Annotated in this window: 20 protein-coding genes and 1 pseudogene; 9 read left to right on the forward strand and 12 right to left on the reverse strand. The window is 70.9% G+C overall.

Going from position 1 to position 22,447, the window contains the following annotated elements:
- Positions 1–60: 60 nt before the first annotated feature.
- Together D7044_RS32545 and D7044_RS02875 are read left to right on the forward strand one after the other, a co-directional pair.
- A complete protein-coding gene (locus tag D7044_RS32545) occupies positions 61–690 on the forward strand; it encodes a GNAT family N-acetyltransferase (protein ID WP_199716421.1) in 630 nt (209 codons plus the stop codon).
- 85 nt (positions 691–775) lie between these two features.
- A complete protein-coding gene (locus D7044_RS02875) occupies positions 776–1,627 on the forward strand; it encodes a hypothetical protein (RefSeq protein ID WP_120687869.1) in 852 nt (283 codons plus the stop codon).
- A 101-nt stretch (positions 1,628–1,728) separates the two neighbouring features.
- Here the strand turns inward: D7044_RS02875 and D7044_RS02880 are convergent, their stop codons facing one another.
- On the reverse strand, positions 1,729–5,457 hold the full coding sequence (locus D7044_RS02880) for a S8 family serine peptidase (RefSeq protein WP_199716422.1): 3,729 nt from the start codon (positions 5,455–5,457) through the stop codon (positions 1,729–1,731).
- 190 nt (positions 5,458–5,647) lie between these two features.
- Positions 5,648–6,070, reverse strand: coding sequence for a DUF6069 family protein (locus D7044_RS02885; protein WP_120687870.1), 423 nt, complete (start codon positions 6,068–6,070; stop codon positions 5,648–5,650).
- Positions 6,071–6,201: 131 nt separating this feature from the next.
- Between D7044_RS02885 and D7044_RS02890 the strand changes: the two genes are divergently transcribed.
- Together D7044_RS02890 and D7044_RS02895 are read left to right on the forward strand one after the other, a co-directional pair.
- On the forward strand, positions 6,202–7,371 hold the full coding sequence (locus D7044_RS02890; protein ID WP_233564847.1) for a sensor histidine kinase: 1,170 nt from the start codon (positions 6,202–6,204) through the stop codon (positions 7,369–7,371).
- Positions 7,359–8,021: a response regulator gene (locus D7044_RS02895; protein WP_120675894.1), complete on the forward strand. Its 663-nt coding sequence runs from the start codon at positions 7,359–7,361 to the stop codon at positions 8,019–8,021. Before D7044_RS02890 ends, D7044_RS02895 begins: the two co-directional genes overlap by 13 nt.
- Positions 8,022–8,345: 324 nt before the next feature.
- On the opposite strand, the gene D7044_RS02900 is transcribed toward D7044_RS02895, so the two are convergent.
- On the reverse strand, positions 8,346–10,826 hold the full coding sequence (locus D7044_RS02900) for a LamG-like jellyroll fold domain-containing protein (protein WP_120687871.1): 2,481 nt from the start codon (positions 10,824–10,826) through the stop codon (positions 8,346–8,348).
- A 230-nt stretch (positions 10,827–11,056) separates the two neighbouring features.
- Positions 11,057–11,491, reverse strand: coding sequence for a winged helix-turn-helix transcriptional regulator (locus D7044_RS02905; RefSeq protein WP_233563054.1), 435 nt, complete (start codon positions 11,489–11,491; stop codon positions 11,057–11,059).
- 113 nt (positions 11,492–11,604) lie between these two features.
- Between D7044_RS02905 and D7044_RS02910 the strand changes: the two genes are divergently transcribed.
- The 4 genes from D7044_RS02910 (at position 11,605) to D7044_RS02925 (ending at position 14,546) form a co-directional block, all read left to right on the forward strand.
- On the forward strand, positions 11,605–12,306 hold the full coding sequence (locus D7044_RS02910) for a DsbA family oxidoreductase (RefSeq protein WP_120675890.1): 702 nt from the start codon (positions 11,605–11,607) through the stop codon (positions 12,304–12,306).
- A 92-nt stretch (positions 12,307–12,398) separates the two neighbouring features.
- Complete coding sequence (locus tag D7044_RS02915; RefSeq protein ID WP_120687872.1) at positions 12,399–13,004, forward strand: isochorismatase family protein; 606 nt, start codon at positions 12,399–12,401, stop codon at positions 13,002–13,004.
- 106 nt (positions 13,005–13,110) lie between these two features.
- Entirely contained in the window at positions 13,111–14,085 is a 975-nt protein-coding gene (locus D7044_RS02920; protein ID WP_120687873.1) for an SDR family NAD(P)-dependent oxidoreductase, read from the forward strand.
- Positions 14,086–14,105: 20 nt separating this feature from the next.
- Positions 14,106–14,546: a nuclear transport factor 2 family protein gene (locus D7044_RS02925; protein ID WP_120675884.1), complete on the forward strand. Its 441-nt coding sequence runs from the start codon at positions 14,106–14,108 to the stop codon at positions 14,544–14,546.
- A 295-nt stretch (positions 14,547–14,841) separates the two neighbouring features.
- Here D7044_RS02925 and D7044_RS02930 read toward each other — a convergent pair whose 3' ends face one another.
- The 3 genes from D7044_RS02930 to D7044_RS02940 form a co-directional block, all read right to left on the reverse strand.
- Positions 14,842–16,104 (reverse strand): GTP-binding protein, encoded by a 1,263-nt coding sequence (locus D7044_RS02930; RefSeq protein WP_120687874.1) that lies wholly within the window; start codon positions 16,102–16,104, stop codon positions 14,842–14,844.
- The gene (rpmF, locus tag D7044_RS02935) at positions 16,101–16,280 is read right to left on the reverse strand and encodes a 50S ribosomal protein L32 (RefSeq protein ID WP_120675880.1); all 180 of its coding nucleotides are present in this window, start codon (positions 16,278–16,280) and stop codon (positions 16,101–16,103) included. Before rpmF ends, D7044_RS02930 begins: the two co-directional genes overlap by 4 nt.
- Positions 16,281–16,560: 280 nt before the next feature.
- The gene (locus tag D7044_RS02940; protein WP_120675878.1) at positions 16,561–17,034 is read right to left on the reverse strand and encodes a Fur family transcriptional regulator; all 474 of its coding nucleotides are present in this window, start codon (positions 17,032–17,034) and stop codon (positions 16,561–16,563) included.
- A 114-nt stretch (positions 17,035–17,148) separates the two neighbouring features.
- On the opposite strand from D7044_RS02940, the gene D7044_RS02945 reads away from it, so the two are divergent.
- The gene (locus D7044_RS02945; protein WP_199716450.1) at positions 17,149–18,141 is read left to right on the forward strand and encodes a permease; all 993 of its coding nucleotides are present in this window, start codon (positions 17,149–17,151) and stop codon (positions 18,139–18,141) included.
- Between the two features lie 67 nt (positions 18,142–18,208).
- On the opposite strand, the gene D7044_RS33375 is transcribed toward D7044_RS02945, so the two are convergent.
- The 5 genes and pseudogenes from D7044_RS33375 to D7044_RS02970 form a co-directional block, all read right to left on the reverse strand.
- Positions 18,209–18,607: a transposase gene (locus D7044_RS33375; RefSeq protein WP_199716423.1), complete on the reverse strand. Its 399-nt coding sequence runs from the start codon at positions 18,605–18,607 to the stop codon at positions 18,209–18,211.
- Between the two features lie 549 nt (positions 18,608–19,156).
- Positions 19,157–19,840, reverse strand: a complete 684-nt coding sequence (locus D7044_RS02955) for a hypothetical protein (protein WP_120687875.1) — start codon at positions 19,838–19,840, stop codon at positions 19,157–19,159.
- Between the two features lie 246 nt (positions 19,841–20,086).
- Complete coding sequence (locus tag D7044_RS02960) at positions 20,087–20,731, reverse strand: choice-of-anchor M domain-containing protein (protein WP_411710961.1); 645 nt, start codon at positions 20,729–20,731, stop codon at positions 20,087–20,089.
- 5 nt (positions 20,732–20,736) lie between these two features.
- Entirely contained in the window at positions 20,737–21,384 is a 648-nt protein-coding gene (locus tag D7044_RS02965) for a choice-of-anchor M domain-containing protein (protein WP_120687877.1), read from the reverse strand.
- Positions 21,385–21,521: 137 nt separating this feature from the next.
- Positions 21,522–22,040: pseudogene (locus D7044_RS02970) on the reverse strand (iron chelate uptake ABC transporter family permease subunit); the annotation flags it as partial.
- Between the last annotated feature and the right edge of the window lie 407 nt (positions 22,041–22,447).

The raw sequence follows: 22,447 nt of genomic DNA on the forward strand, positions 1-22,447 counted from the left end.
CCGTCACGGCACCCGAGCGGACAGCCTCGGAGTTGACCACCCGCGATCCGAGGAGCGCCCGTGTCCGCTGCCCTCGCCGTACGCGCACGTCGCGCCGTACCCGCCGAGTTCGACGCCCTCCTGCCCGCCTACCTCGCGGTCTTCGCGGACGAGGCCGTGCTGTCCTGGGTGATTCCGGACCCGGTGGAGCGGGCCGCGAGTGCCGTGCCCCTGGTGCGCGAAGTGCTGCACGCCGCGGTCGGCGCCAACCAGGTCATCGTCGCGGAGCTCGCTGACGGCTCCCTCGGCGGGATGTCACTGTGGCTGCCACCAGTCGACGACGTGACGCGTCGGCGTCCGGCCCCGCCACCGGCGCCCGCCGGGCACGTCGACGGTCTCATCGCGCACCGGTTCGCGGCGGTCAGTGAACTGGTGGCGGCGCACCGGCCCGCCGAGCCTCACCTCTACCTCGCGTCGATCGGCGTCCGAGCGGACCTGCGCGGCCGTGGCGTCGGTGGCGTGCTGCTCGCCGAGGGCCTGCGGGTGGCGGACGCCGAGAACCTGCCGACCTACCTGGAAGCGTCGACCGAACGCAGCCGCCGGCTCTACCTGCGCCACGGCTTCCGTGACCACGGCCGGCCGCTGCCGCTGCCCGACGGTGGGCCCGTGCTGTGGCCTATGCGGCGGCCGTCGTCCTCCGGCCGCACCTGACGGCCGGGCATCCGCACAGCGATCAAGGCGCCGAGCACCAAGGCGGTCTGCAGAGACCTGCGAGGGCGCTTGCCGGTCACGGCGCGTGGTGATCTCATGGACCGTCGTGGCGGTGGTGTCGGGTAATGGCTGGCGTTGGTGGCTGAGCGCCATCGGGGCCGGGCTGATCGCGCTACCGCTCGCACAGGGTGCGCCCCTGGTCGCCGTGGTGGCGGCCGGTTTCGGCGTCATCGTGGTCGCCGCCTGGGCATGGGGCACCCGTAGTGGCGGTGGCCTCGGCTTAACTGTCGGCACCGCCCTCGCCGCTGTGCTGGCCGCCACGTTCGCCGTCTCGCAATGGCCTCGCGGCCTGATTGCCGTGCCGTGGTTCGACTGGTTCGCGGTCTGGCTTCTGCTCGGCGGTGTGTGCCTGGCTGCGCTGATCATCGATCGGGCCGTGCGCGCCGTTCCGGCCCACCTTCCTGCCGGATGGAACGGGACGGCGGCCCGAGCGCGATGGGTCGTCTCTGTCACGGCCCTGAGCATCGTGCTGCTGTTCTGCGGTTGCGGGCTCGGCCTCGTCGCGGCCGACGGCGACGGTTCGCTCCGGATCGCAGTCGGCGACGAGGAGATCCTTCCACTGCCGCCGTCGCTGCGTCTGGTCTCGGTCGAGTCGTGCGCCTCAGGCGGCAGCAGCGGCAACTGCACGGCCGAGTTCGTGGTGGCCGCGGCCGACGGTGCCGATCGAGCAATGACGGTGACCCGACTCGTGGGGCACCTTCACAACCGGGGTTGGCCGCTCCGGCCCGAAGGCGCCGTCTATTCCGGGCGCCACGAGCCCGGCGGAATCCTGAACTGGACGGCGCACCAGATGTGGCTGTACGTCGATGCCAAGCCATCAGAGTTGGAATCGCCGCAGCCAGCCGGCGCTGTCGTGGTCTACATCGACAATCTCTGACGCGCCGACAGCGGCCGGTCCGAGGGGCGAGCTGACAGCCGTCGAGCACGCACCTGAAGGACGGGGACCGTCGTGCGGGACGGTCCCCGTCCTCCGTGCGGTCACCGCAGGCCGAAGGCCCGGGTGATGAGCTGGTCCACGCTGTTGCCCCGGTTGTCGCGGGCGGTGGCGCGCAGGGTGACGAACCGCGCGGTGCGCGGCGCGTCGATCCGGGTGCGCCAGCCGTCGCCGTCGCGCCGAAGCTTGGCGTGGTGCCAGGTGGCGCCGTCGTCGTAGGAGAGGTCCAGCGTGACCGTACGGATGGTGGACGCCTCGGTCGCCGTCGGCAGGTGCAGTGCGGTGACGGTGAGGTCGGCGGCGCGCTTCGCCTTCCCGTCGACGTCGGTGTCGACTGCGTAGTCGAGCTGGATCAGGGACGGGTTCCACACTCCGGAGCTGACCGCGCCGGAGGTGAAGCCCCACTCCGTCCGGGTGGTGGTGGAGTACGGCCCGGCCCAGGCGTCCCGCCTGTTCTCCGAGACAAGACGGTAGCGCAGCGACTCCCGGCTGAGCGGCTCGCTGCTGAGCATCGTCCGGTAACGGTCGGTCTCGCCGACGAGCTTGTCGCCCTGGTAGAGCCGCAGGACGTTGTCGACGGCGAAGTTGCCGGAGGTGTTGCCCTCGTGCGCGGTGCCCGAGTCTCCCCAGCCGGGGATCACGGCGGTGATCCCGTCGCCGTCACCCCGGAAGACCGTGTAGTTCGTCAGCAGCCGGGGCCGCTGCACGGGGCCGAACCAACGCTCCTCCTGCACCGAGCCGGCCCGGTAGGCGATCGGGGCCGTCTGCTGGTTCTGCTCGTCGGGGATCGAGACGTTCGTGGTCCACTGCGCCCCGGCGGTGACCCAGTCGATGCGCTCGCCGCGCGCGGGAACCTCGTGGAAGTCGATTCCGGTCGACGATCCGGACGGGGCGAGGCTGGCGCGCGTCTCCAGCGCCCGCGCGGGATGCCAGTTGCGGAACGACATCTCGACCCGGGCCAGGTCGCGGAGGCTGACCCGGTACGTGAGATCCGCCGCCACGGCGCCGGTGTAGTCGCGGACCAGGTCGTAGACGTACTCGGTCTCCGGCTGGGAGGTGACGTCGAGCCGGACCCGCCGGTCGTGCCGGATCCGGGTGATGAGCTGCTCCCCCTCGTCGGCGGTGAGGGTCGCCACGGTCACCGGCGGTGGGTCCTGGGGCACCCACACCGAACCCGGCCAGGGCGCGAGGCGTCCGATGCCGTCGTTCACCACGAGCAGGAGACGGGCACCGGCCGTCGCCGCCGCGGCGGCCTGCTGCTCCACGGGTACGGAGTCGTCGCGGCGCACCACGACGGCCTTGCCGCGCGCGTTCAGCGTGGCGTACGCGTCGCTGCCGCCGGCCCCGGCGTACACGGCGTCGAGGTGGTGCTTGCCTCGCGGCAGGGGCGTGCCGGCGCGCCGCACCCGCAGGTCGTCGTAGTCGCGGCTTCCGGCCGCCACGGTCAGCGCGGGCTGCGCCGTACGCCACCGGGTGCTGAAGGAGAAGTCGCCCTTCGTGACCTTCCCGCTGGTGGGTAGCACCCAGACGCTGTCGTACTCGGGCTCCGGGTACCACGCGGAGACCCAGGGGTTGCCGCCGAAGTCGCGGAACAGTTCGAAGCGGGATCCGTCAACGGTGGAGGGCTGCGGCGTGCTCACCGTGGCCCGGCGGGCCTTGGTGGCGTCGAAGACGACGGTGCGGTCCCGATCGAGGGTGATCTCGGGTACCGGCAGCAGGCCGAGTCCCCGCGAGTGTTGCCCGTTGGTGCCTTCGAGGTCGGTCTTGAGCCACGCGGCGTACGTTCCCGCCCGCAGCCGCAGGTCCAGGCTGCCGGTCTGGTCGATCTGCTGCTGCAGGACGGTGTTGTCCTGCCCGAGCAGGACGAGCTCTCCCCCGGTCGGTCTGCCGCTGCGGTCCTTGGCCTGGAGGGTGAGGCGGTGGCGCACACCTTCGCGGCCGACGGCGAGCGCGGTGCGGGTGCGGGCCGTGCCGGCGGCGTCGGTCGCGGTGAGCAGGCCGGAGAAGGGGTGGTCGGCCGGTACGCGGTCGAAGTCGGTGGTCACGGTCACCGAGGTGGCGCCGCGCGCGGGGACGGTGATCTGCCGGGCGGAGAGGGTGAAGAGGTCCTCCGGGCCACCGTCGACGGTCGCGGCGAGGTCGAGGGTGACGGCGCTGTCGGCGAGATTCGTGTAGCGGACCTCCCGCTGGACGGGCTCCTCGGGAGCGGTGGGCCAGTCCGGGTAGCCGAAGTCGGCGCTGGTGGTGGCGAAGACGGAGGCCGTGGTGGTCGTGGCGATGTCCAGCCGGCCGTTGCCGCCCTGGTACGGGGTGAGCCCCGGCGTGCCCTTCGCGGTGCTGACCAGGGCTTCCTTGAGCTGCTTCCCGGTGAAGTCGGGGTGTCGGGCGGCCAGCAGCGCGGCCGCTCCCGCGACGTGCGGGGCGGCCATGGAGGTGCCGTCCGACAGCCGGTACAAGCCTTCGCCCGTGGAGTACTGGGAGCGGGCGGCCAGGATGCCGACGCCGGGGGCGGTGAGGTCAGGCTTGAGCGCGTGGTCGCCGACGCGTGGTCCCTGGCTGGAGAAGAAGGCGAGGGTGTCGCTGCCGTCGACAGCGCCGACGGTCAGGGCGGCGTCGGCGGCGCCGGGGGTGCCGATGGTGGAGGCGGCGGGCCCGAGGTTGCCGGCGGCGACGACGAAGAGGGCCCCGGTCTCCTCGCTGAGCTCGTTGACGGCGACGCTCATCGGGTCGGTGCCGTCGGTGGGGTCGGCGCCGAGGCTCATGTTGACGATCTTGGCGTGCTGGTCGCGGACCGCCCACTCCATGCCGCTGATGATCCAGGACTCCTGGCCGGAGTTGTCGTCGCCGAGGACCTTGCCGACGTGCAGTCGTACCCCGGGGGCGACGCCCCGCTCCTTGCCGTCGGAGGCGGCTCCGGTGCCGGCGATGGTGGAGGCGACGTGCGTACCGTGGCCGAAGACGTCCTTCACCGTCTCGCCGGGAACGAAGGACTCGGCGGCGGCGACCTGGCCGGCGAGGTCGGGGTGGGTGGCGTCGATGCCGGTGTCCAGGACGGCGACGTCGACGCCCTGGCCGGTGTTGCCGGACTTCCAGACCTCGGGGGCGCCGATCTGGGCGGTGCTGTCGGCGAGCGTGGCCTCGACCTTGCCGTCCAGCCAGATCTTGGCGATCCCGCCCTTGAGCGCGAGCTGCCCGCCCACGGACCGGGCCGCCACGTCGCCGCCGCCACCGGTGATCGAGGACCAGAAGGCGTCCGAGCGGTCGACGTTCAGAGCGGCGCCCTGGATGCTGTCCAGCGTCCGCACGCTGCGTGCACCCTGGGGCGTCGAGGCGGTGCGGGACCGGGCGGCGGCGTCGGTGTAGGTGACGATCAGTGGGAGACGGTCGAGGTGGGCGTCGTCGTAGCCGTCCGCCAGCAGCTCGGTGATGTTGAACAGCTGCTTGTCGAGCAGTCCGGCGGCGACGTACGGCAGCGCGCCGTGCGGGTAGACGTAGGTGTCCGCTCCGTCGCGGGACGAGGTGAATCCGGTCAGCCGGCCGTCGGCGTCGCGCACCTCGGGACTGAGGCCACCGTCCGCGGTTCTGGTGGCGGTGACCTTCTCCCCGGTGATCAGGGTGACGGTGGGCTCGGCCGGGGAGTTCGACGGCGTGGCCGGGGAGCCGGGCGGAGGTTCGGTGGATGGGGCCGAGGCCAGGGCGGGTGACGGGGCGAGCAGCGCGAGAGTCGTGCAGAGCGCTGTCAGTCCGTACCCGCGACGATGCGAGAGCAGCAACGGGATTCCTCAAGTTGATCAACAGAAGCGCCACATCGTAATATCCAGATGGTTTGTTACGGCAAGGGTTCTTACCTGTTGCCGAGGACGCTTCCGTCTGCGACGCCCGAGCCGCCGCCGGCCGTCGTTCCTGTTCCACCAACCCGAAAGGCGGGCGCGCCACGGCGCACCCGCCCTTGCGGACCTGCGGTTATCGGCAGTCGCGCCGGCCGGGCAGCCCGAGGATCAGCGCCGCGCCGACGGTGACGTGCATGCCGAGCAGCGCCAGCCGGCTGCCGGTGTCGACGCCGCTGGCCAGCGGCCCGGCGAGCGAGAGCAGCAGCACCGTCGACGCGATGATCCGGAACGTCCGGGCCGGGTGACTGACCGTGCGCTCCAGCAGCGCGAGCAGAACCCAGGCGGCCACCCCGGCGATCAGCGCGGCCAACACGACGGCGTCCGGGCCGATGTGCTGGACGGCGTCGCCCTGCCCGACGGTGAGGTCGGCACCGGCCCAGGGGTCGTTGACGACCCAGAGCAGGAGAGCGCCGGCCACCCCTGCGCCGACGGTGATCGCCCGGCCGGTACGCCGGGCGGTGGTCCTGGTCGTGCGGGTCAACTTGTCGTTCGTCATGCCGATGAGCGTCGCGGTCCGGCCCTGGTGCCCACATCGGACCGAGAGCCGCGCCGAGCCCCTCCTAGGAGAGGTCGACCACCAACTTTGGAAGGTGTCGGCCGCCGCTGGCAGCCGGTTAGCCTTCCCGCGTGAACAGGTTCTCCCTCGGCCCGGAAGACTGCGACCGACGCCCCGGCACGCCGCTCATCGCCGCCGTCCTGGGGGCGTCGGGCGTGCTCGTCGCGGCGACGCTGCTGGCCTGGTGGGTCGACCACCCGCTCGGTTCGCTCTTCGCTGTCGACCTCGCGGCCGGGGCGCTGAGCTGGCTGCTGACGCCGTTGGCGCTGTGGCGGCCGGTCGCCACCACGGCGGTGCTCACCGTGCTGGCCGCGATGTCGCCGGCGGCCACCCCGCCGGCCACGATCGGCGCGCTGCAGGTGGCCCGGCGTCGGCGCTTCCCGGTCGCGGTCGCGGTGGCGGTGGCCGGGCTCGCCGCGCACGCCGTGCAGGGTGCCTGGCGGTCCCACGGCGGCATGTCGTACGGCTGGTGGCTGGTGCTGGTCACCATCGGCTACGGCGCGCTGCTCGGCTGGGGCGCGTGGGCGCAGGCCCGCACTGCGCTGATCCGCTCGCTGCACGACCGGGCCGTACGCGCCGAGGCGGAGCAGGGCCGCCGGGTGGCCGAGGCGCGCATGCTGGAACGGCGCCAGATCGCCCGGGAGATGCACGACGTGCTCGCCCACCGCCTGTCGTTGCTGGCCACGTTCGCCGGAGCGATGGAGTACCGGCCGGACTCCTCGCCCGAGCAGTTGTCGCGGGCCGCCGGGGTGGTCCGCGACGGGGTGCATCAGGCGCTCGAGGAGCTACGCGAGGTGATCTCGTTGCTGCGTGACGACGACCCACCGCAGCCGGAGGGGAGGCGACCGCAGCCGGTGCTGGCCGACGTGCCGCGCCTGGTGGAGGAGTCCCGCGACGCCGGCGCGGAGGTGCTGCTGCGCGAGGCGGTGGACGAACCGGCCGAGGCGCCCCCGGTGGTGGCGCGCACGGCGTACCGGGTGATCCAGGAGGGTCTGACCAACGCCCGCAAGCACGCTGCCGGGCGGCCGGTGCGGGTCGCCCTGCGCGGCGGGCCCGGCGTCGGCCTGGAGATCGACGTGTGCAACCCGCTCGCGGCGCACCGCACCACGCCGCCCGGCTGGTCCGGCGGCGCCGGGCTGGTCGGGCTCACCGAGCGGGTGCACCTGGCCGGCGGGCAGCTCGACCATCAGGTGGCCGGCGGCGAGTTCCGGCTGCGCGCGTCGATACCATGGCCCGCGTGAACCCGTTGGTGCGTGTGCTCGTCGTCGACGACGACGCGCTCGTGCGCGCCGGACTGACCATGATGCTCGACGGCGCAGACGGCATCGCCGTGGTCGGTGAGGCCGCCGACGGTGACCAGGTGCCGGCCGCGGCCGACCGGCACTCCCCCGACGTGGTGCTGATGGACCTACGGATGCCCCGGGTCGACGGCATCGCCGCCACCCGCCGGCTGCGGGCCCGCCCCCGGCCGCCCGAGGTCATCGTGCTGACGACCTTCGACACGGACGAGAACATCCTGCACGCACTGCGCGCCGGGGCCAGCGGATTCCTGCTCAAGGACACCCCGCCGGCCCGGATCGCCGAGGCGGTGCGGCAGGTCGCGGCCGGCGAGCCGATCCTCTCCCCGCGGATCACCCGCCGGCTGATGGACCGGGTCGCCGTCCAGGCCGGGGCGTACGCCCGGGCCAGGGCGATCCTCGCGGCGCTCAGCCCGCGCGAGCACGACGTCGTGGTGGCGATCGGCCACGGCAGCAACAACGCCGAGATCGCCACCGCGCTCGACATGACCCTGGCCACCGTGAAGACCCACGTGTCGCACATCCTGACCAAGCTCGACCTCGACAACCGCACCCAGATAGCGCTCCTCGCCCACGACGCCGGCCTCGCCTGAGCCTGGCCGGCGGCGAGCAGCCGGCGCGGAGGCGAGTCTCCTACCCCGGAACGCAAGGTAGGTCCGGACCGACATCGATCCGGACCTACCTTGTGCGTGCCGCCCGTTCCGGCCAGTGGGGTGTCCAGGAACGTTGGCGGTGTCGCGGCGAGGTCCAGGCGGCGATCCGGCAAGGCGGAGTCGGGCCCGGATACCGGTGTTGTATCCAGGCCCGACTCCAACGCCGCCGGTCGTCGTCTGGGCCCGGCGCGGCCCGGTGAACGTTCCTGGACACCCCACTAGGGGATGCCGGTCACGACCTGCGCGCTCGTCGGGGCCGTCGCGTCACTGGCCGGAGGTGTGCAGCTGGGCCACCTCGGTCGCCGAGAGCGCCCGGTCGTAGACGTGTACCTGGTCGACGGCGCCGCGCCAGTAGTCGACCGGGTTGCCGTTGAACTTGGCGCGGCCGATCACGGTGTGGCCGCTGGACGCGTCGCCGACGCAGGAGCTCGCCGTACCCGCCGGCTGGCCGTCCACGTAGAGCGTGAGCGAGCCGGTGGCGGCGTCCCGCACGCCCGTCAGGTGGTACCAGCGCCCCGCCTCCGGCGCGGTGGCGGCCAGCGCCCGTACCCCGGCGAAGCTGAACGCGAACCGGTTGTCCGCGCCGGAGTACTGGAGGAAGAAGGCGCTGTTGGTGTTGCCGTCCTGGCTCACGGCGGTGGCGAATCCGCCGAGGCTGTCCAGCCGCACCCAGGCCGACGCCGTGTAGCTGCCGGTGGTGTCGAGGATCGCCGCGCCGGTGTCGACGTACTGGTTGACGCCGTTGAGCTGCACCGCGCCACCGGACCGGCCCGCCGTCCAGCTCGCGCCGTTGACCAGGGTCCCGTCGTGGTCGCCGGCCAGGTCCTCGGCGGCCGTGCCGGTGCCTTCGTCGAGCGGCCAGTAGCCCACGCCGGTCAGCCCGGGCGTGCCGGACCCTGGCGGCGGCAGGTCCGCGCCGGTGCCGTCGACCGAGCGGACGATGGCCCGGTTGATCTCCCGTACCCGGGCGAAGTCCATCTTCTTGATCTGGCGGTCGTAGGTGTAGAAGCCGTTGACCTCGTGTTCCACGTCGGTCGTCTGGGTGTAGACGCCGCCGGAGAGCCCGCACCGGTTGGCCACGGTCAGCAGGTCCTGCTGGTTCTCGACGTAGCGGCGGGTGAGGGTGGCGCTGTCCGGGGTCATCTCGTAGGCGTGGCCCTCGCCGAACCACATGTGACCGTCGACCTCCAGGCCGAACCCGCCGTGTTCGCCGTCGACGGCCACCCGGTCGGCCGTCGGCGCCGGTGACGCCGGGCCGACGTACTGATGGAAGTCGATCATGTCGCCGCGGCCGGAGTCGCCCCGGGAGGCGCAGCAGTTCACGCCGCTGTGGGCGTTGACCAGCCGGCTCGGGTCCTGCACGCGCAGCTCGTCGGCGATCCGTCCGGTCGCCGTACGGTCCCACTCGCCCCAGCCCTCGTTGAACGGCACCCAGGTGGTGATGGAGGTCCAGCTCTGGTGCTCCGTGACGATCTCGCGCAGCTGCCGCTCGAACTCCTGCTGGGCGTCGACGGGCGGGGTGCCGCCGGTGCGCATGGAGGGCATGTCCTGCCACACCATGAGACCGAGCTTGTCGGCCCAGTAGTACCAGCGGTCGGGCTCCACCTTGATGTGCTTGCGGATCGTGTTGAACCCGAGCCGCTTGGTCTCGGCGATGTCGAACCGCAGCGCCTCGTCGGTCGGCGCGGTGTAGATGCCGTCGGGCCAGTACCCCTGGTCCAGGGTGGACATGTTGAACAGGATCTTGCCGTTGAGGGTGAGGTAGAGCTTGCCGTCGGCGCCCTTGGCCTTGCCCACCTCGCGCATGCCGAAGTACGAGTCGACCTGGTCGACGACCTTCCCGCCCTGACGCACCCGAACCTTGAGGTCGTACAGGTGTGGGGAGTCGGGCGACCAGAGCTTCGGCTTCGACACCGGGAGCCGCAGTTGGGTGCCGGCCGGACCGGAGACCCGGCCGACGATCCGCTTGCCGTCGTACGCGACGGCCTCGACCGTCCGACCGCTGCCGGCGGCGACGTGCGGGGTGAGGCGCAGGCTCTTGTCGTCGAGATCCGGCGTCATCTGCAACCGCTCGACGTGGCTCGCCGACACCGGCTCCATCCAGACGCTCTGCCAGATGCCGGACGCCGAGGTGTAGAAGATGCCCCGGTCCGGGACGTTGCGCTGCTTGCCGACGGGTTGCCATGTCTGGTCGGTGCGGTCGGTGACCCCGACCACCAGCTCCTGGGCGCCCCGGCCGCGCAGCGCGTCGGTGACGTCGGCGGTGAAGCCGTCGAAGCCGCCGCGGTGGGTCGCGACCTCGATGCCGTTGACCCAGACCGTCGCCTCGTAGTCGATCGCGCCGAAGTTGAGCCGCAACCGGTCGCCGCGCTCCCCGACCTGCCAGTTCCTGGGCACCTGGAACGTGCGCCGGTACCACATCCGGTCCTCGTGTCGCTGGATCCCGGAGAGCGCCGATTCGATCGGGTACGGCACCAGCACCCGTTCGCCGAGCTGCTCACCGAAGGGCGGGGCCTCGCCCTGCGTCGCGCCGGCGAACTGCCAGACGCCGTTGAGGCTCTGCCACTTCGCGCGGACGAGTTGGGGGCGGGGGTACTCGGGGAGGGCGTTGTCGGCGGAGACCTCGTCGGTCCATGGGGTGGCGATCGGTGGTGTGCCCGGCTGCCAGGTGGCGTCGGCACGCGCGGCGGTGGGGGCGCTGGTGGCCACGAGGGCGGCGGCCAACAGCGCGGTGAATACCTTCATGCGTCAGGGTCCCTTTCGCACGACGGAGGTGTGGCGGGCCGGAGAACCGGGACGGTGGCCGGCAGGAGCCGGCGCGCTCGGGTAGACAGCCGCCAATGATCGATGAGTAACAATCAACCATCATCATCGATCTAAAGTCAACATGATCCCACCAGATTCGAACACCAACCGATCAAATCCGGTCGATCGCCGAGTGCTGGCGCCCCAGGGGGATCGGCCGCCCCGCGCGGCTATGTCTCGTCGGCGCTGTCGTACTCGGTCTGGTGGCGGCGGATCTCGCCGTGGTGGTCGGCGGACCAGGCCGCCAGGGCCAGGACCGTGGAGAGCAGCGATCTGCCGAGTTCGGTAAGGGCGTACTCGACGCGGGGCGGGACTTCCGGGTAGGAGGTCCGGCTGACCAGCCCGGTGCGCTGCAGATGCTTGAGGGTCAGCGTGAGCATGCGCTGGGAGATGCCGGGGATCGCGTCGGCCAGATCCGAGTAGCGGACGGGATGGTCGGCGAGCGTGCCGATGATCAGCACGCTCCACTTGTCGCCGACAAGATCCAGGACCTCGCGGATGAAGTCGGCGTCCTCGTCGTTCCAGTGCGCACAGGGCCCTGGAACGTTCCGGACGTTCGCCCGGACGTTGGTTCGGGTCCGCCGAAGATCCTCTGCCCTCATCATCTCCGCCTACTCCGTCACTCGGTCGCTACGCACACGAATGTGCCTTTTGTGGCTCTCAAATTCTAATGCATGATGGGGCTACGAACAGGAAGTAAGAATTAGGAGGAGGTGCCATGAAGATCGAGTTCTGGTCGGACATCGTCTGCCCGTACTGCGGGCTGATGGATCATCGGCTGCACCTGGCCCTGGGCCGGTTCGCCCACGGCGACCAGGTGCAGGTCGTCCACCGGTCGTTCCAGCTGCACCCCGACCTGCCGCGGTCGGGCGTGACCCAGCGGAAGCTGATCGAGATGGCCGGGGCGCCCGCGTCGACCGTGAACCAGGTCCTGCGGCCGATCGAGCGAGCCGCCAAGGCGGAGGGGCTGACGCCCTACCACGCGGTCGACCGCACGCTCGGCCCGACCGACCTGGCCCACGAGCTGCTCGCCTACGCGGCGGACCAGGGCCGGGGCAACGAGATCTGGACGGCGATGTTCCGTGCCCACTTCGGGCAGGCCCGCAAGCTGTGGACCACCGACGAGGTCCTCGGCTTCGCCGCCGAGGTGGGTCTGGACCGCGCGGAGGCAGCCAAGGCGCTGCGCAGCCGCCGTTACCAGGCCCGGGTGGCGGCCGACCAGCGTGAGGCGCATCGCCTCGGCGCCCGCGGCGCGCCGTTCCTCGTCTTCGACGGCCGCTTCGCCGTCCCCGGCGCCATCGGCACCGACGACCTGCTGGCGGTGATCACCAAGGCGTGGGACGAGAGTCACCCCAAGGCCTGGTCGCTGCCGGTCGTCGACGGCGCCGACGGCGTCTGCACCCCGGACGGCTGCGTCTAGCCCGAACCGAACCCGGCACCACCTGCCAAACCGCCCAGAAACCAGGAGTGGACCCACGAGGGCCCACCGAACCCGATATGGAGTTACGGACAATGACAAACCTGAAGGCACAGGACAGCGCGCTTATCCTGATCGACCACCAGGTCATCTCGATGGGATTCATCAAGACCCAACCGCCCGAGATCGCCAAGCTGAACAGCGTCACGATGGTGAAGGCGGCGAAGGTCCTCGACATCCCCAACGTCTGGACCAGCAGCACCGAGGACGACAACCAGGACTGGTGGATCCCCGAGCTGGCGGAGGTCGACCCGGAGGCCTACGCGAGCCGGATCAAGCGAACCGGCATCGTCGACTCCTGGGACGACCCGGAGTTCGTGCGGGCCGTCGAGGCCACCGGCCGCCGGACACTGATCATGGCCGGGACCACCAACGACGGCTGCCTGGTCTACACCGCCCTCAGCGCCAAGCAGGCCGGGTACGACGTGTACGCGGTGCTCGACGCCGGAGGATCGGTGTTCCAGTACTCCGAAGAGGTGGCGCGGCTGCGCATGATCCAGGCCGGCGTCAACCTGATCACCACCGCCGCGGTCCTCGGTGAGCTCGCGAAGGACTGGGCCACCCCGCAGGGCGCGCAGATTCGCAAGCTCCTGGCCGAGAACCTCACGACGACCATCGGTGGATTCGGGCTGGCGAAGTAGACGCGGCGCCCCGGCGGGCCCGGCGTCAGGCTGCACGTGGCCCGCGCCGGGCCCACATCGGGGTCGAGACGGAGACTGGCCTACCAGCATCTATTGGAGCAGGAGCATGAAGTACAACGCTCGACTCACCACCCCCTTCGGGGCGACGTCGACCACTGATGACGTCATCGCGGGCGTCGACCTCTACGGCAAGCGAGCGATCGTGACCGGCGGGGCTTCCGGCATCGGCGTAGAGACAGCTCGCGCACTGGCGGCAGCCGGCGCGGAGGTGGTGATCGCGGTCCGAAACATGGAAGCCGGCGCTCAGGTGGCCTCGGACATCGCCAAGAAGACCGGCAATCCCAGGGTGGTCGCCGCCGAGCTGGAGCTGACCGATCGCGCCTCGGTCGCCCGATTCGCCGCCGAGTGGACCGGCCCGCTGCACATCCTCGTCAACAACGCTGGGGTCATGGCGCTGCCCGAACTGCACCGCACCCCCGAGGGGTGGGAGCTACAGTTCGCGACGAACCATCTCGGGCACTTCGACCTGGCGCTCGGGCTGCATCCGGCGCTCGCCGCCGCCGACGGAGCGCGCATCGTCTCGGTCAGCTCGAGCGGCCACCGCACATCGCCGATCATGTTCGACGACATCCACTTCGAGCGGCGCGCCTACGACCCCTGGCTCGCCTACGGGCAGTCCAAGACCGCCAACGTGCTCCTCGCGGTGGAAGCGGCCAAGCGTTGGGCGAATGACGGCATCACCGCGAACGCGCTGATGCCGGGCACGATCCGGACCAACCTCCAGCGTCACCAGCTGGCAGGCATGACCCCGGAGACCCAAGCCCACTTCGACAACGCACCCTGGAAGACCCTTGAGCAGGGCGCTGCCACCTCCGTCCTGCTCGCGGCCTCGCCACTGGTCGAGGGCGTCTCCGGCCGGTACTTCGCGGATTGCAACGAGGCCGAGTTGACGACTGACCTCAGTACGGACCTCAGCGTCCTGCTGCGGCCCGAGGAAGCGTCCACCGTCCTGCCCCACGCCCTCGACGATGACGACGCGGCGCGGTTGTGGGACGCGTCTCTGGCCATGGTTCGTTCCTAGCGAACCCGAGGAGGCAAGTCATGATCCGCACCCCGCGCGAGATCGTTGAGCAGGTCGGTCGGATGGCGGCCGGGGAGAGCGTCGATTTCGCCGCTCTCTTCGCCGCCGACGGCGTGCTGCGCTACCCGTTCGCACCACCCGGGACGCCTCGGGAGCTGAGGGGTCGCGATGCGATCCGCGCGTTCCACGACCCCGTTGAGCTCCGGCGGAGCCGGATGCTCGACGTCGAGGGAGCCGATGTGATCGTCCGGGCGACCGACGACCCGGAGATCGTGATCGCCGAGGTCGAGCATTACGGGCACTCGTACGCCACTGGCAGGCCGTACCGGTTCCGTCTGCTCGGCGTGATCCGGGTCCGCAACGGCGAAATCGTCTCCTATGACGACTACATCGATCCCATCGCGATGGCGACGCTCTTCGGACGTACCGCTGATCTCATCGCCACCCTGTCCACACCATGACCTCCGGTCCGGCGGATCGACGCCCTTGATGGGCGACTGTCATCTACGCCGGGATGCGCGCCGCGCAGGCCGGGGTGGGACGTCTACCCGGTGCTCGACGCTGGAGAAGCCCGAGTCAAGCTCACGCGGACCGGCGCTCCGGTTCGGTCCGCGTGAGCTTGGCACCAGCGCACGCTCTGCTCGGGCTGTGCCGCGAGACAACCCCAAGAATGCTGTGCATGTGCCTCGCGGGGCCGCGTCGGAGCGTCGATCCTGAGCGTCCGGGGCGTGTCGCCGGAGGGGCGCCTGTCGCCGATCAGATGGGCGCTGGTCGGCGCCCAGCACCAGCCGACAGCTCCTCGTGCTGGTGACGGTGATCCACGAGGTCGTCGACGTCCCATCCGGGGAACGGGTCGGGAAGCTCGCGCCAGGCGTCCTCGCCGGCGGCGAGCTCGGCGGCGGTGAGCAGGCATTCGGTCAACCTGTCCCGCAGGCCGTCCGCGTCCAGTCCGACACCGATCAGCACGATCTCCTGCTGCCGGTCGCCGAACAGCGGATGCCAGCGTGCTTCCAACTCGGCCCGTTCAGCCGGATCCTCAGGCCACTGACCGGAGACGACGACCGGCACTCCGACCGGCTCGCACCGCCCGGAGGAGCCGGCCTGGGACCAGAGCGCCTGGAAATGTGGGCGGCTGGCCAACCAGAGGAAGCCCTTGGAGCGGATCACCCCGAAGCGGTCGAGGCCGTCGGAGAGCAGCGCCCAGAGCCGGTCGGGGTGGAACGGTCGGTGGTCCCGGAAGACGAGGCTGCCGATGCCGTACTCCTCGGTCTCCGGAACGTGCTCGCCGTTGAGTTCGGCGACCCAGCCGGGTGCGGTCTCGGCGCGCTCCAGGTCGAACAGGCCGGTGTTCAGGATCTCCGCCGGCGGCACCCGGCCGTGCGTGGCACGGATCTGCCGGGCGTTGGGGTTGAGGCGGGAGAGCAGTGCCTGCACCACGGCCAGGTCTTCGGAGTCGACCAGGTCGGTCTTGTTGACCACCAGTACGTCCGCGAACTCGATCTGGTCGACCAGCAGGTCGGCGATCGTTCGGTCGTCGCCCTCGTAGGCCGAGAGTCCCCGCTCCTCCAGCGACTCTCCGGCCTCGATCCGGTTGAGCACCCCGGCCGCGTCCACCACGGTCACCGTGGTGTCGAGCCGGGCCAGGTCGTCGAGCACGTGGCCGCCCTCGACGCCGAAGGCGAAGGTGGCGGCGACCGGCATCGGCTCGGAGATACCGCTCGACTCGATGAGCAGGTAGTCGAACCGGTTCAGTCGGGCCAGACGAGCAACCTCGTCGAGCAGGTCGTCCCGGAGCGTGCAGCAGATGCAGCCGTTCGTCAGCTCGACCAGCCGCTCCGTGGTCCGGGAGAGCGAACCACCCTCGCGCACCAGCGAAGCGTCGATGTTCACCTCGCTCATGTCGTTGACGATCACCGCGACCCGCAGCCCGTCCCGGTTCTGCAGAACGTGGTTGAGCAGGCTGGTCTTGCCGGCACCGAGGAAGCCGGAGAGCACGGTGACCGGCAGGCGTCCGGTCACGGCACGTCCACGATCTGACGTCCCTTGTAGAGCCCGCAGTGGGGGCAGGCGCGGTGGGGCATCACCGCTTCCTTCCGTGGGCAGGGGCACGGGGTGAGCTGCGGGGCGCTCGCCTTCCAGTTCGCCCGTCGGTGCCGGGTGTTGGACCGGGACATCTTGCGCTTCGGTACGGCCACCGGTTTCTCCTTAGTGAGGGGGCCACCGCAGCTTAATGCAATTGGTTTTCGTTTCCGATAGCGCCCCCACCTCAAACGGCGGGGCCGGAAGCGCGCAGCGGCGACACGCGTCGCCTTTTGCCTCCATCGCCCGATCCGCCCGCTACAGTACCGCTCATGGAAACGGTTGCCATTTTCTACCTGACGGCGCGGATCGGTCCTGACCTCCGGATGGAGTCGTACGGGTCGAGCCCGCCGGCGGCAGCGACCGTCTGATCCGATGCCCGCCGTCCACCCGACGTCAGCGGGCGCACTCCGCGCAGGTGCCGAAGATCTCCAGGGTGTGGTCGACATCGGTGAACCCGTTCTCGCCGGCGACCCGTTCGGCCCATCGCTCCACCGCGGGCCCCGCCACCTCCACCGTCCGGCCGCAGGAACGGCACACCAGGTGATGGTGGTGTCGACTCTGGCTGCACCTGCGAAAGAGCTGCTCCCCGCCGGGCAGCCGGGTCGAGTCGATTTCACCGGCGTCGACCAGCAGCTGCAGGGTGCGGTACACGGTGGTCAGGCCGACCCGCGCGTCGCGGGCGAGAAGCATCTGGTGCAGCTGCTGCGCGGTGTGGAAACCGTCAACCTCGCGCAGGAGCGCCAGCACCTCGCCGCGCTGACGCGTGTTGCGGGTTACGTTCGGCATCGCCTGGTTCACCGTACCGCCGTCTCCGCTCTCGGACGCGCCGCTCGTGGCGCGGTCGCTGACTGCCGACCCGGCCCGCATACGCGGGGAGCCCGACCCATTATGCGCTGCGCATATGTGCACGCTTCGACCTCGCCGGGCACCCGCGCCGGTCGCTCCAGGCTGTTCCTCCCCGCATCGGAGTAGGTGATTGCGCTGCGTACGAGCAACCGGCACGGTCCTGTCCCCCCGGCACCTGCACGCCCCGGCCAACCAGCCCCGGCCGACGGCGGCGGATCCGCTCCGCAGGCGCACCGCCACGCGTTCGGCTCGATCGAGATCCTCTGCGTCCTGCTCATTCTGGTCGCCGTCCTGCATCGGCAGATCTCCGAGCTGGTGGCCGACGCGCGGCTGCAGACCTGGCTGACGGTGTTCGTGTCGGTGCTGGTGCAGGCGGTGCCGTTCCTCGTCTTCGGCGTGGTGCTCTCCGCCGTCATCGCGGTGTTCGTTCCTCGCTCGTTCTGGGCTCGCGCGCTCCCCCGCCGGCCGGCCCTCGCCGTTCCGGTCGCCGGAGTGGCCGGCGTGGTCCTGCCCGGCTGCGAGTGTGGCTCCGTGCCGATCGCCGGGTCGCTGATCCGCCGCGGTGTGACGCCCGCCGCGGCGCTGGCGTTCCTGCTCGCCGCGCCGGCGATCAACCCGATCGTGCTCACCGCCACCGCCGTGGCCTTTCCTCGCAACCCCGAGATGGTGGCCGCCCGCGCCGGTGCCAGCCTCGCCGTCGCCCTGCTCATGGGCTGGTTGTGGCTGCGTCTCGGCCGCGTCGAGTGGATCCGCCTACCCCACCGCGCCCACCTCGACAGGCTGCCGAAGTGGGAGGCGTTCTGGGTGGCCTGCCGGCACGACGTCGTACACGCCGGCGGCTTCCTCGTGCTCGGCGCCATGGCCGCCGCGACCATCAACGTGGCGGTACCCCAGACCTGGCTCAACGACCTGGCGGCGCGGCCTGTGCTCTCCGTGCTCGCCCTGGCCACGCTCGCCGTGCTCCTGTCACCGCGTTGCCCGGCGGTCAGCAGCATGGCCAGGGGTTTCTGGCCCTGCTCGCAGCCCAGGTGCAGCTTGGTGGTCCAGCGGCCGCGTGAGCGGCCCAGCGCGTGGTGGGTAGGTTCCATCTCAACCCCGCGCGGTGTTTCCTTCTGCAAATGCGGCTGAGTTCGGGCGCCAGCGGCGTGCTGTTGGGCCCGGGTGATGGTGGAGTCGACGCTGACGTCCCAGGTGATCAGCCCGGCCGCGTGGGCGCGGGCCTGCAGCCCGGTGACGATCCGCTGCCAGACTCCTGCCCGTTGCCAGCGCCGGAACAGCCCGTAGACCGTCTACCAGGGCCCGTAGCATTCCGGCAAGTCCCGCCACGGTAGCCCACCCGGACCCGCCACCGAATCCCGTCGATGAGCTGCCGTTTACTCCATTTCGGCGGCCGTCCTGGCTTCTTGCCCTTCGGCAGGAGCGGCTGTAGCACCGCCCACTGCACGTCGGTCAGGTCGAACCGCCTCGTCACCGGTACCCTGGCCAGGAGGGTTCCGCGCTGATGGTCTGTCTTGGTCGATGAACCATCTACCGGAGATCTCGCCGCGTATCGACCATCGACACGATCGTTGGCACTCAGCAGCGGCGCAGCCACCAAGGATCGTCACCCGGCGTTTGAGGATCGTGATGAGTGCGCCTCAACAGGGCCTCATCCAGGCCGTCGACTAAAGCTCGAAGCTCTCGCGCGGCATGACCAGGCATGCATGGCGATTGCCTCTTCCAAGCGCATTCGTGCCCAGCCCTCACCACAGCAGGAACAGGTGAACTCGGCTTCCCACGGTCTCCACCGTCGCCGATTGTCGTATGCGTGCACGCCCCACACGCTGACCGCGACGGCCACCATGCCCGGCAGCCACCGCCGCCCCTCCAAGAGGCGGACAGCAGCGTTCGCGGGACCGGACAGTCCAGGAACGTCCCGATAACGGATCCACGGGCTTCGCGTGATCGACGCCCGGTGACGTAGCGATCCTGGGCGCCTACGAGGCACAACCCCTTCTGCGGAAGGTCACGCCTCAGATCCTCCCACACAGCCACTCAGCTGGCCGTGGCGGCGTACCGCAACGAGGGCAACGAACGCTTCTGAACACGGCTTAGCACCGCAAGCGGGACCTCAACCCGTTGCCGTGGTTGGCGCCCGTCCGCATCACCGCCCGGTCAAGCCGCCGGAGCCCTCGGCGGCACCGTCCGGAGCGAAGGCGCCGTCCGCCTCCCCTGGCCCGAGGTGGACGTGCTGGTGCCCCTGCCCCGAGTCGATGTTGATCTGGTCGAGCTGCGTCGCGGCCACCGACCACGCGGTCGACGCGAGCGCGGCCTGCCGCGCCGCCAGCCCCAGGTACTCGTTGCGGGCGGGGACGGGCTTGGTCACGGCCAGGGCCACGGTGTCGACCGCGACCCCGGTCTGCTCCACCGCGCCCTTGAGGCTGCCACGCGCCACATTGGTGGCGGTCGTGCCCGACGGTGGGTCGGCGAACGTCTCGACGAGTTGCCGCACGGTCTGCTGCCACTGTCGGGCCTGCGACGCCTCGGGCATACGCCCGGTCTCGGCGGCCTGCTGGATCGACTCCAGGATCGGCGTGAGCTGCTCGCCGATCCCCCGTGCCGCCGCGGTCAGCTCGATGATCTGCTGGACGTCGCGCTCGGCCTCCGCCCTACGCAGCTGGTCGACGGTCGACTCGACCTGCGTCGGCCGCCCGACGTTGAAGCCGATCACCCCGCCGAGCAGGCCGAGGGCGAGTGCGACCGCGACGGCGGCCGCGACCACCGCCGGTTTCGGTCGCCGGGTGGGCGGGGTGGTGAGATAGGAGGGTCTTCCGGTTCGGCGGGACACGGCACCCCCACGCATCGATGGTCGTCTGCTCCGGAGGGTAGCCCGTCCGATGACGCGAGTCGATGCTTTCGCCCGTCGCACCAACGTCTCCTGTCCGCCTCCGACGAAAGGTGCGTCGAAGGTCCCGTCCATGGCTGCCGCCGGGGCCGGCCGACGCGAGGATCAGATCGCGCCGGCCGGCTCCGTACCGCCGGTGTCGCTCGTGCAGGGGCGTCGCCTATCGGGGCGGTGACGCCTCGGCGGCGGTCAGGCGAGGACCTCGAAGGTCCAGGTCTTGGCGCCGGAGCTGATCGTGCTGCCGTCGCCGGCCCGGGTGCCGGTGACCTCGAAGGTGACCGTGTAGGTGCCGGCGGCGTCGAAGCCCCAGTTGACGTGGGCGTGGGTGTTTCGGTTGACGTTCAACGTGCCGGGCAGTCCGTTGCCGCTGTCGAACAGGACGGTCGGCGTACCGCCGGAGACGGTGTAGATGCTGAAGCCGGCCGGCCCGGTGACGTTGGTGAGCCGGAACGACACCCGGTTGTTCTGGAGCACGCCGCTGGGCACGTCGGTGGTGTTCCAGCCCGCCCAGAGCAGGCCGGCGGTGCTGGCCTGTGGCAGCACCCAGGCCTGGCCGCCCGAGCCGAGGAACGACCAGGCGCCGCCGGCGGGAACGGTGAGCCGGGCGGCGCTCGGCACCTGGAGAACCACGTCGGCGGGGTTGCGCTCCACGTCGGTCGTGCCGGTGCCGTCGAGCAGGTCGACGGTGAGGGCGCCGCCGGTGTAGTCCACGTCGATGACGTCCACGTGGCCGCTGGACAGCACGATCGGAGCCGCCACGGCCGGGGCGGACGCGCCGGCGAGCAGCGCGACGGTCAGGGCGAGCCCGGCGAGGAGCTGGTTGCGGGTACGCACGGCGCTCACGCCTTGACCACGAGGCGCAGGGTGGCCGGGGCGGAGGTGACGCTCTGGCCGGTCGCCGCGAGGGTGCCGGTGGCCTGGACGGTCACTCGGTAGTCGCCGGAGCGGTCGAAGGCCCAGTTGGCGTGGGTGTGGTCCCCGGCGGCGAGCGTGATGGCGTCGGGCACTCCGTCGCCGCTGTCGGCGAGGATCGTCGGCTGCCCGACGGCGTCCTCGGTGTAGATGGCGAGCTGACCCGGGCCCGCCACCGACTGGAGCCTCAGGGTCAGTGAGTCGGCGGCGACGACGCCCGCCTCGATCTCCTCGGCCGCGATTCCGGGCCAGATCAGTTCGCTGTTCTGGATCTCGGGCAGGATCCAGACCTCCGCCACGCCGGGACGGCCGAGGAAGGCGAAGGCCGGATTGTCCGGGACGGTGACCTTGGCCTGGCGCTTGACGACGAGCTTGACCTCGTCGGTGGCGTACTCGACGTCGTTCTCCTCGTCGTGGACGCCGATCTCCAGATCGCCGTCCTCGTAGGCGACGTCGACGACGTCGAGGTGCCCGGCCTTCAACGTGACCGCGGCGGCCTGCGCCGGGAGCGCGGTGGCGACGAGCGCCGCGGTCGTCACTCCCGAGGCGAGCAACAGCCGGATGGACTTACGCACGAAGATGCTCCTCTCCTGGGTCCTTGTCGGACCGTCTAATGAAAACGATAGTCGTTTTCGTTAGATTGCGAAAGACCTGACGACGGCAGCGCCCGCAGCCGTGGCAGACGGCTGCGGGCGCGAGAACTACTCGTTCGTCAGGCTGCTACGGCCGCGGGCGGTCGGCCGGTGCGTCGCCGGGCGAAGAGCCCGTACCGAGGCGCGGCCAGCCAGCACCCGGCGAACACCAGGGTCAGGCAGAGCACGATCAGCCCACCCGAGGCCAGGTTGTAGTAGTAGGAGACGTACAGGCCGGCGACCGCACAGACCACGCCGATGCCGGCGGCGAGCAGCATCATCACGCCGAGACGCTCGGTGAGCATCCGGGCCGAGGCGGCCGGGGTGATCAACAACGCGAGGACGAGGATGTTGCCGACCGCCTGCAGGGAGATGACGATCGCCAGGGTCACCATCACGTACAGCACGGTGTCGAGCCAGAAGACGGGCAGACCCGAGGCGGCGGCGGTCTCCCGGTCCAGGCTCACGGTGACGAGTTCCTTGCGCAGCAGCAGCGTCACCGCGATCAGCAGCGCGCCGACCACCGCCACGGTGATGACGTCGCCGTAGGAGAGCCCGAGAATCTGACCGAACAGGAAGGATGCGAGGTCGCCGGTGTACGTGCTCTGCGTGCTCACCGGGTCGCCGCAGGGGCGCCCGACAACTCGGCCCTGACGCCACCCCCGCGGGACCGGGCCGATGACACCGGCCGGTGCCACGACGTGGGTGTGCCGGTCGAGGCGGTCCCGAGAGCGCGACCGATTCGCTCCGCGGTGACCAAGCTTAACAACAACGGTTTTCATTTTAAAGCCATCCGTTCGGCCGACCCGCAGCAGGGTCCGGACGACACTCCGCCGCCACCGGTCCGCCCGGGGGGGGGGGGGGGGGGGGGCGCCCCGCCCCCCCTGGGGCCGGCCCCCCCTTTTTGGGGGTGGCCCCCGGGCCCCCCCGGGGGCCCCCCGGGGGCCGCCCCCGCCCAACCGGGAAAGCCACCCCGTCTACCCCCCGTCCCAGAATCCCACCCCGT

The organism is Micromonospora musae (assembly GCF_003626635.1).
In the GTDB taxonomy this organism is placed as follows: Bacteria; Actinomycetota; Actinomycetes; order Mycobacteriales; family Micromonosporaceae; genus Micromonospora; species Micromonospora musae.

What these genes read in the sequence shown, in the direction of transcription:
- D7044_RS02885 (WP_120687870.1), bottom strand. Translation starts at nt 6,070, where the DNA reads ATGACGAACGACAAGTTGACCCGCACGACCAGGACCACCGCCCGGCGT.
- D7044_RS02895 (WP_120675894.1), top strand. Translation starts at nt 7,359, where the DNA reads ATGGCCCGCGTGAACCCGTTGGTGCGTGTGCTCGTCGTCGACGACGAC.
- D7044_RS02900 (WP_120687871.1), bottom strand. Translation starts at nt 10,826, where the DNA reads ATGAAGGTATTCACCGCGCTGTTGGCCGCCGCCCTCGTGGCCACCAGC.
- D7044_RS02905 (WP_233563054.1), bottom strand. Translation starts at nt 11,491, where the DNA reads ATGATGAGGGCAGAGGATCTTCGGCGGACCCGAACCAACGTCCGGGCG.
- D7044_RS02910 (WP_120675890.1), top strand. Translation starts at nt 11,605, where the DNA reads ATGAAGATCGAGTTCTGGTCGGACATCGTCTGCCCGTACTGCGGGCTG.
- D7044_RS02915 (WP_120687872.1), top strand. Translation starts at nt 12,399, where the DNA reads ATGACAAACCTGAAGGCACAGGACAGCGCGCTTATCCTGATCGACCAC.
- D7044_RS02920 (WP_120687873.1), top strand. Translation starts at nt 13,111, where the DNA reads ATGAAGTACAACGCTCGACTCACCACCCCCTTCGGGGCGACGTCGACC.
- D7044_RS02925 (WP_120675884.1), top strand. Translation starts at nt 14,106, where the DNA reads ATGATCCGCACCCCGCGCGAGATCGTTGAGCAGGTCGGTCGGATGGCG.
- D7044_RS02940 (WP_120675878.1), bottom strand. Translation starts at nt 17,034, where the DNA reads ATGCGGGCCGGGTCGGCAGTCAGCGACCGCGCCACGAGCGGCGCGTCC.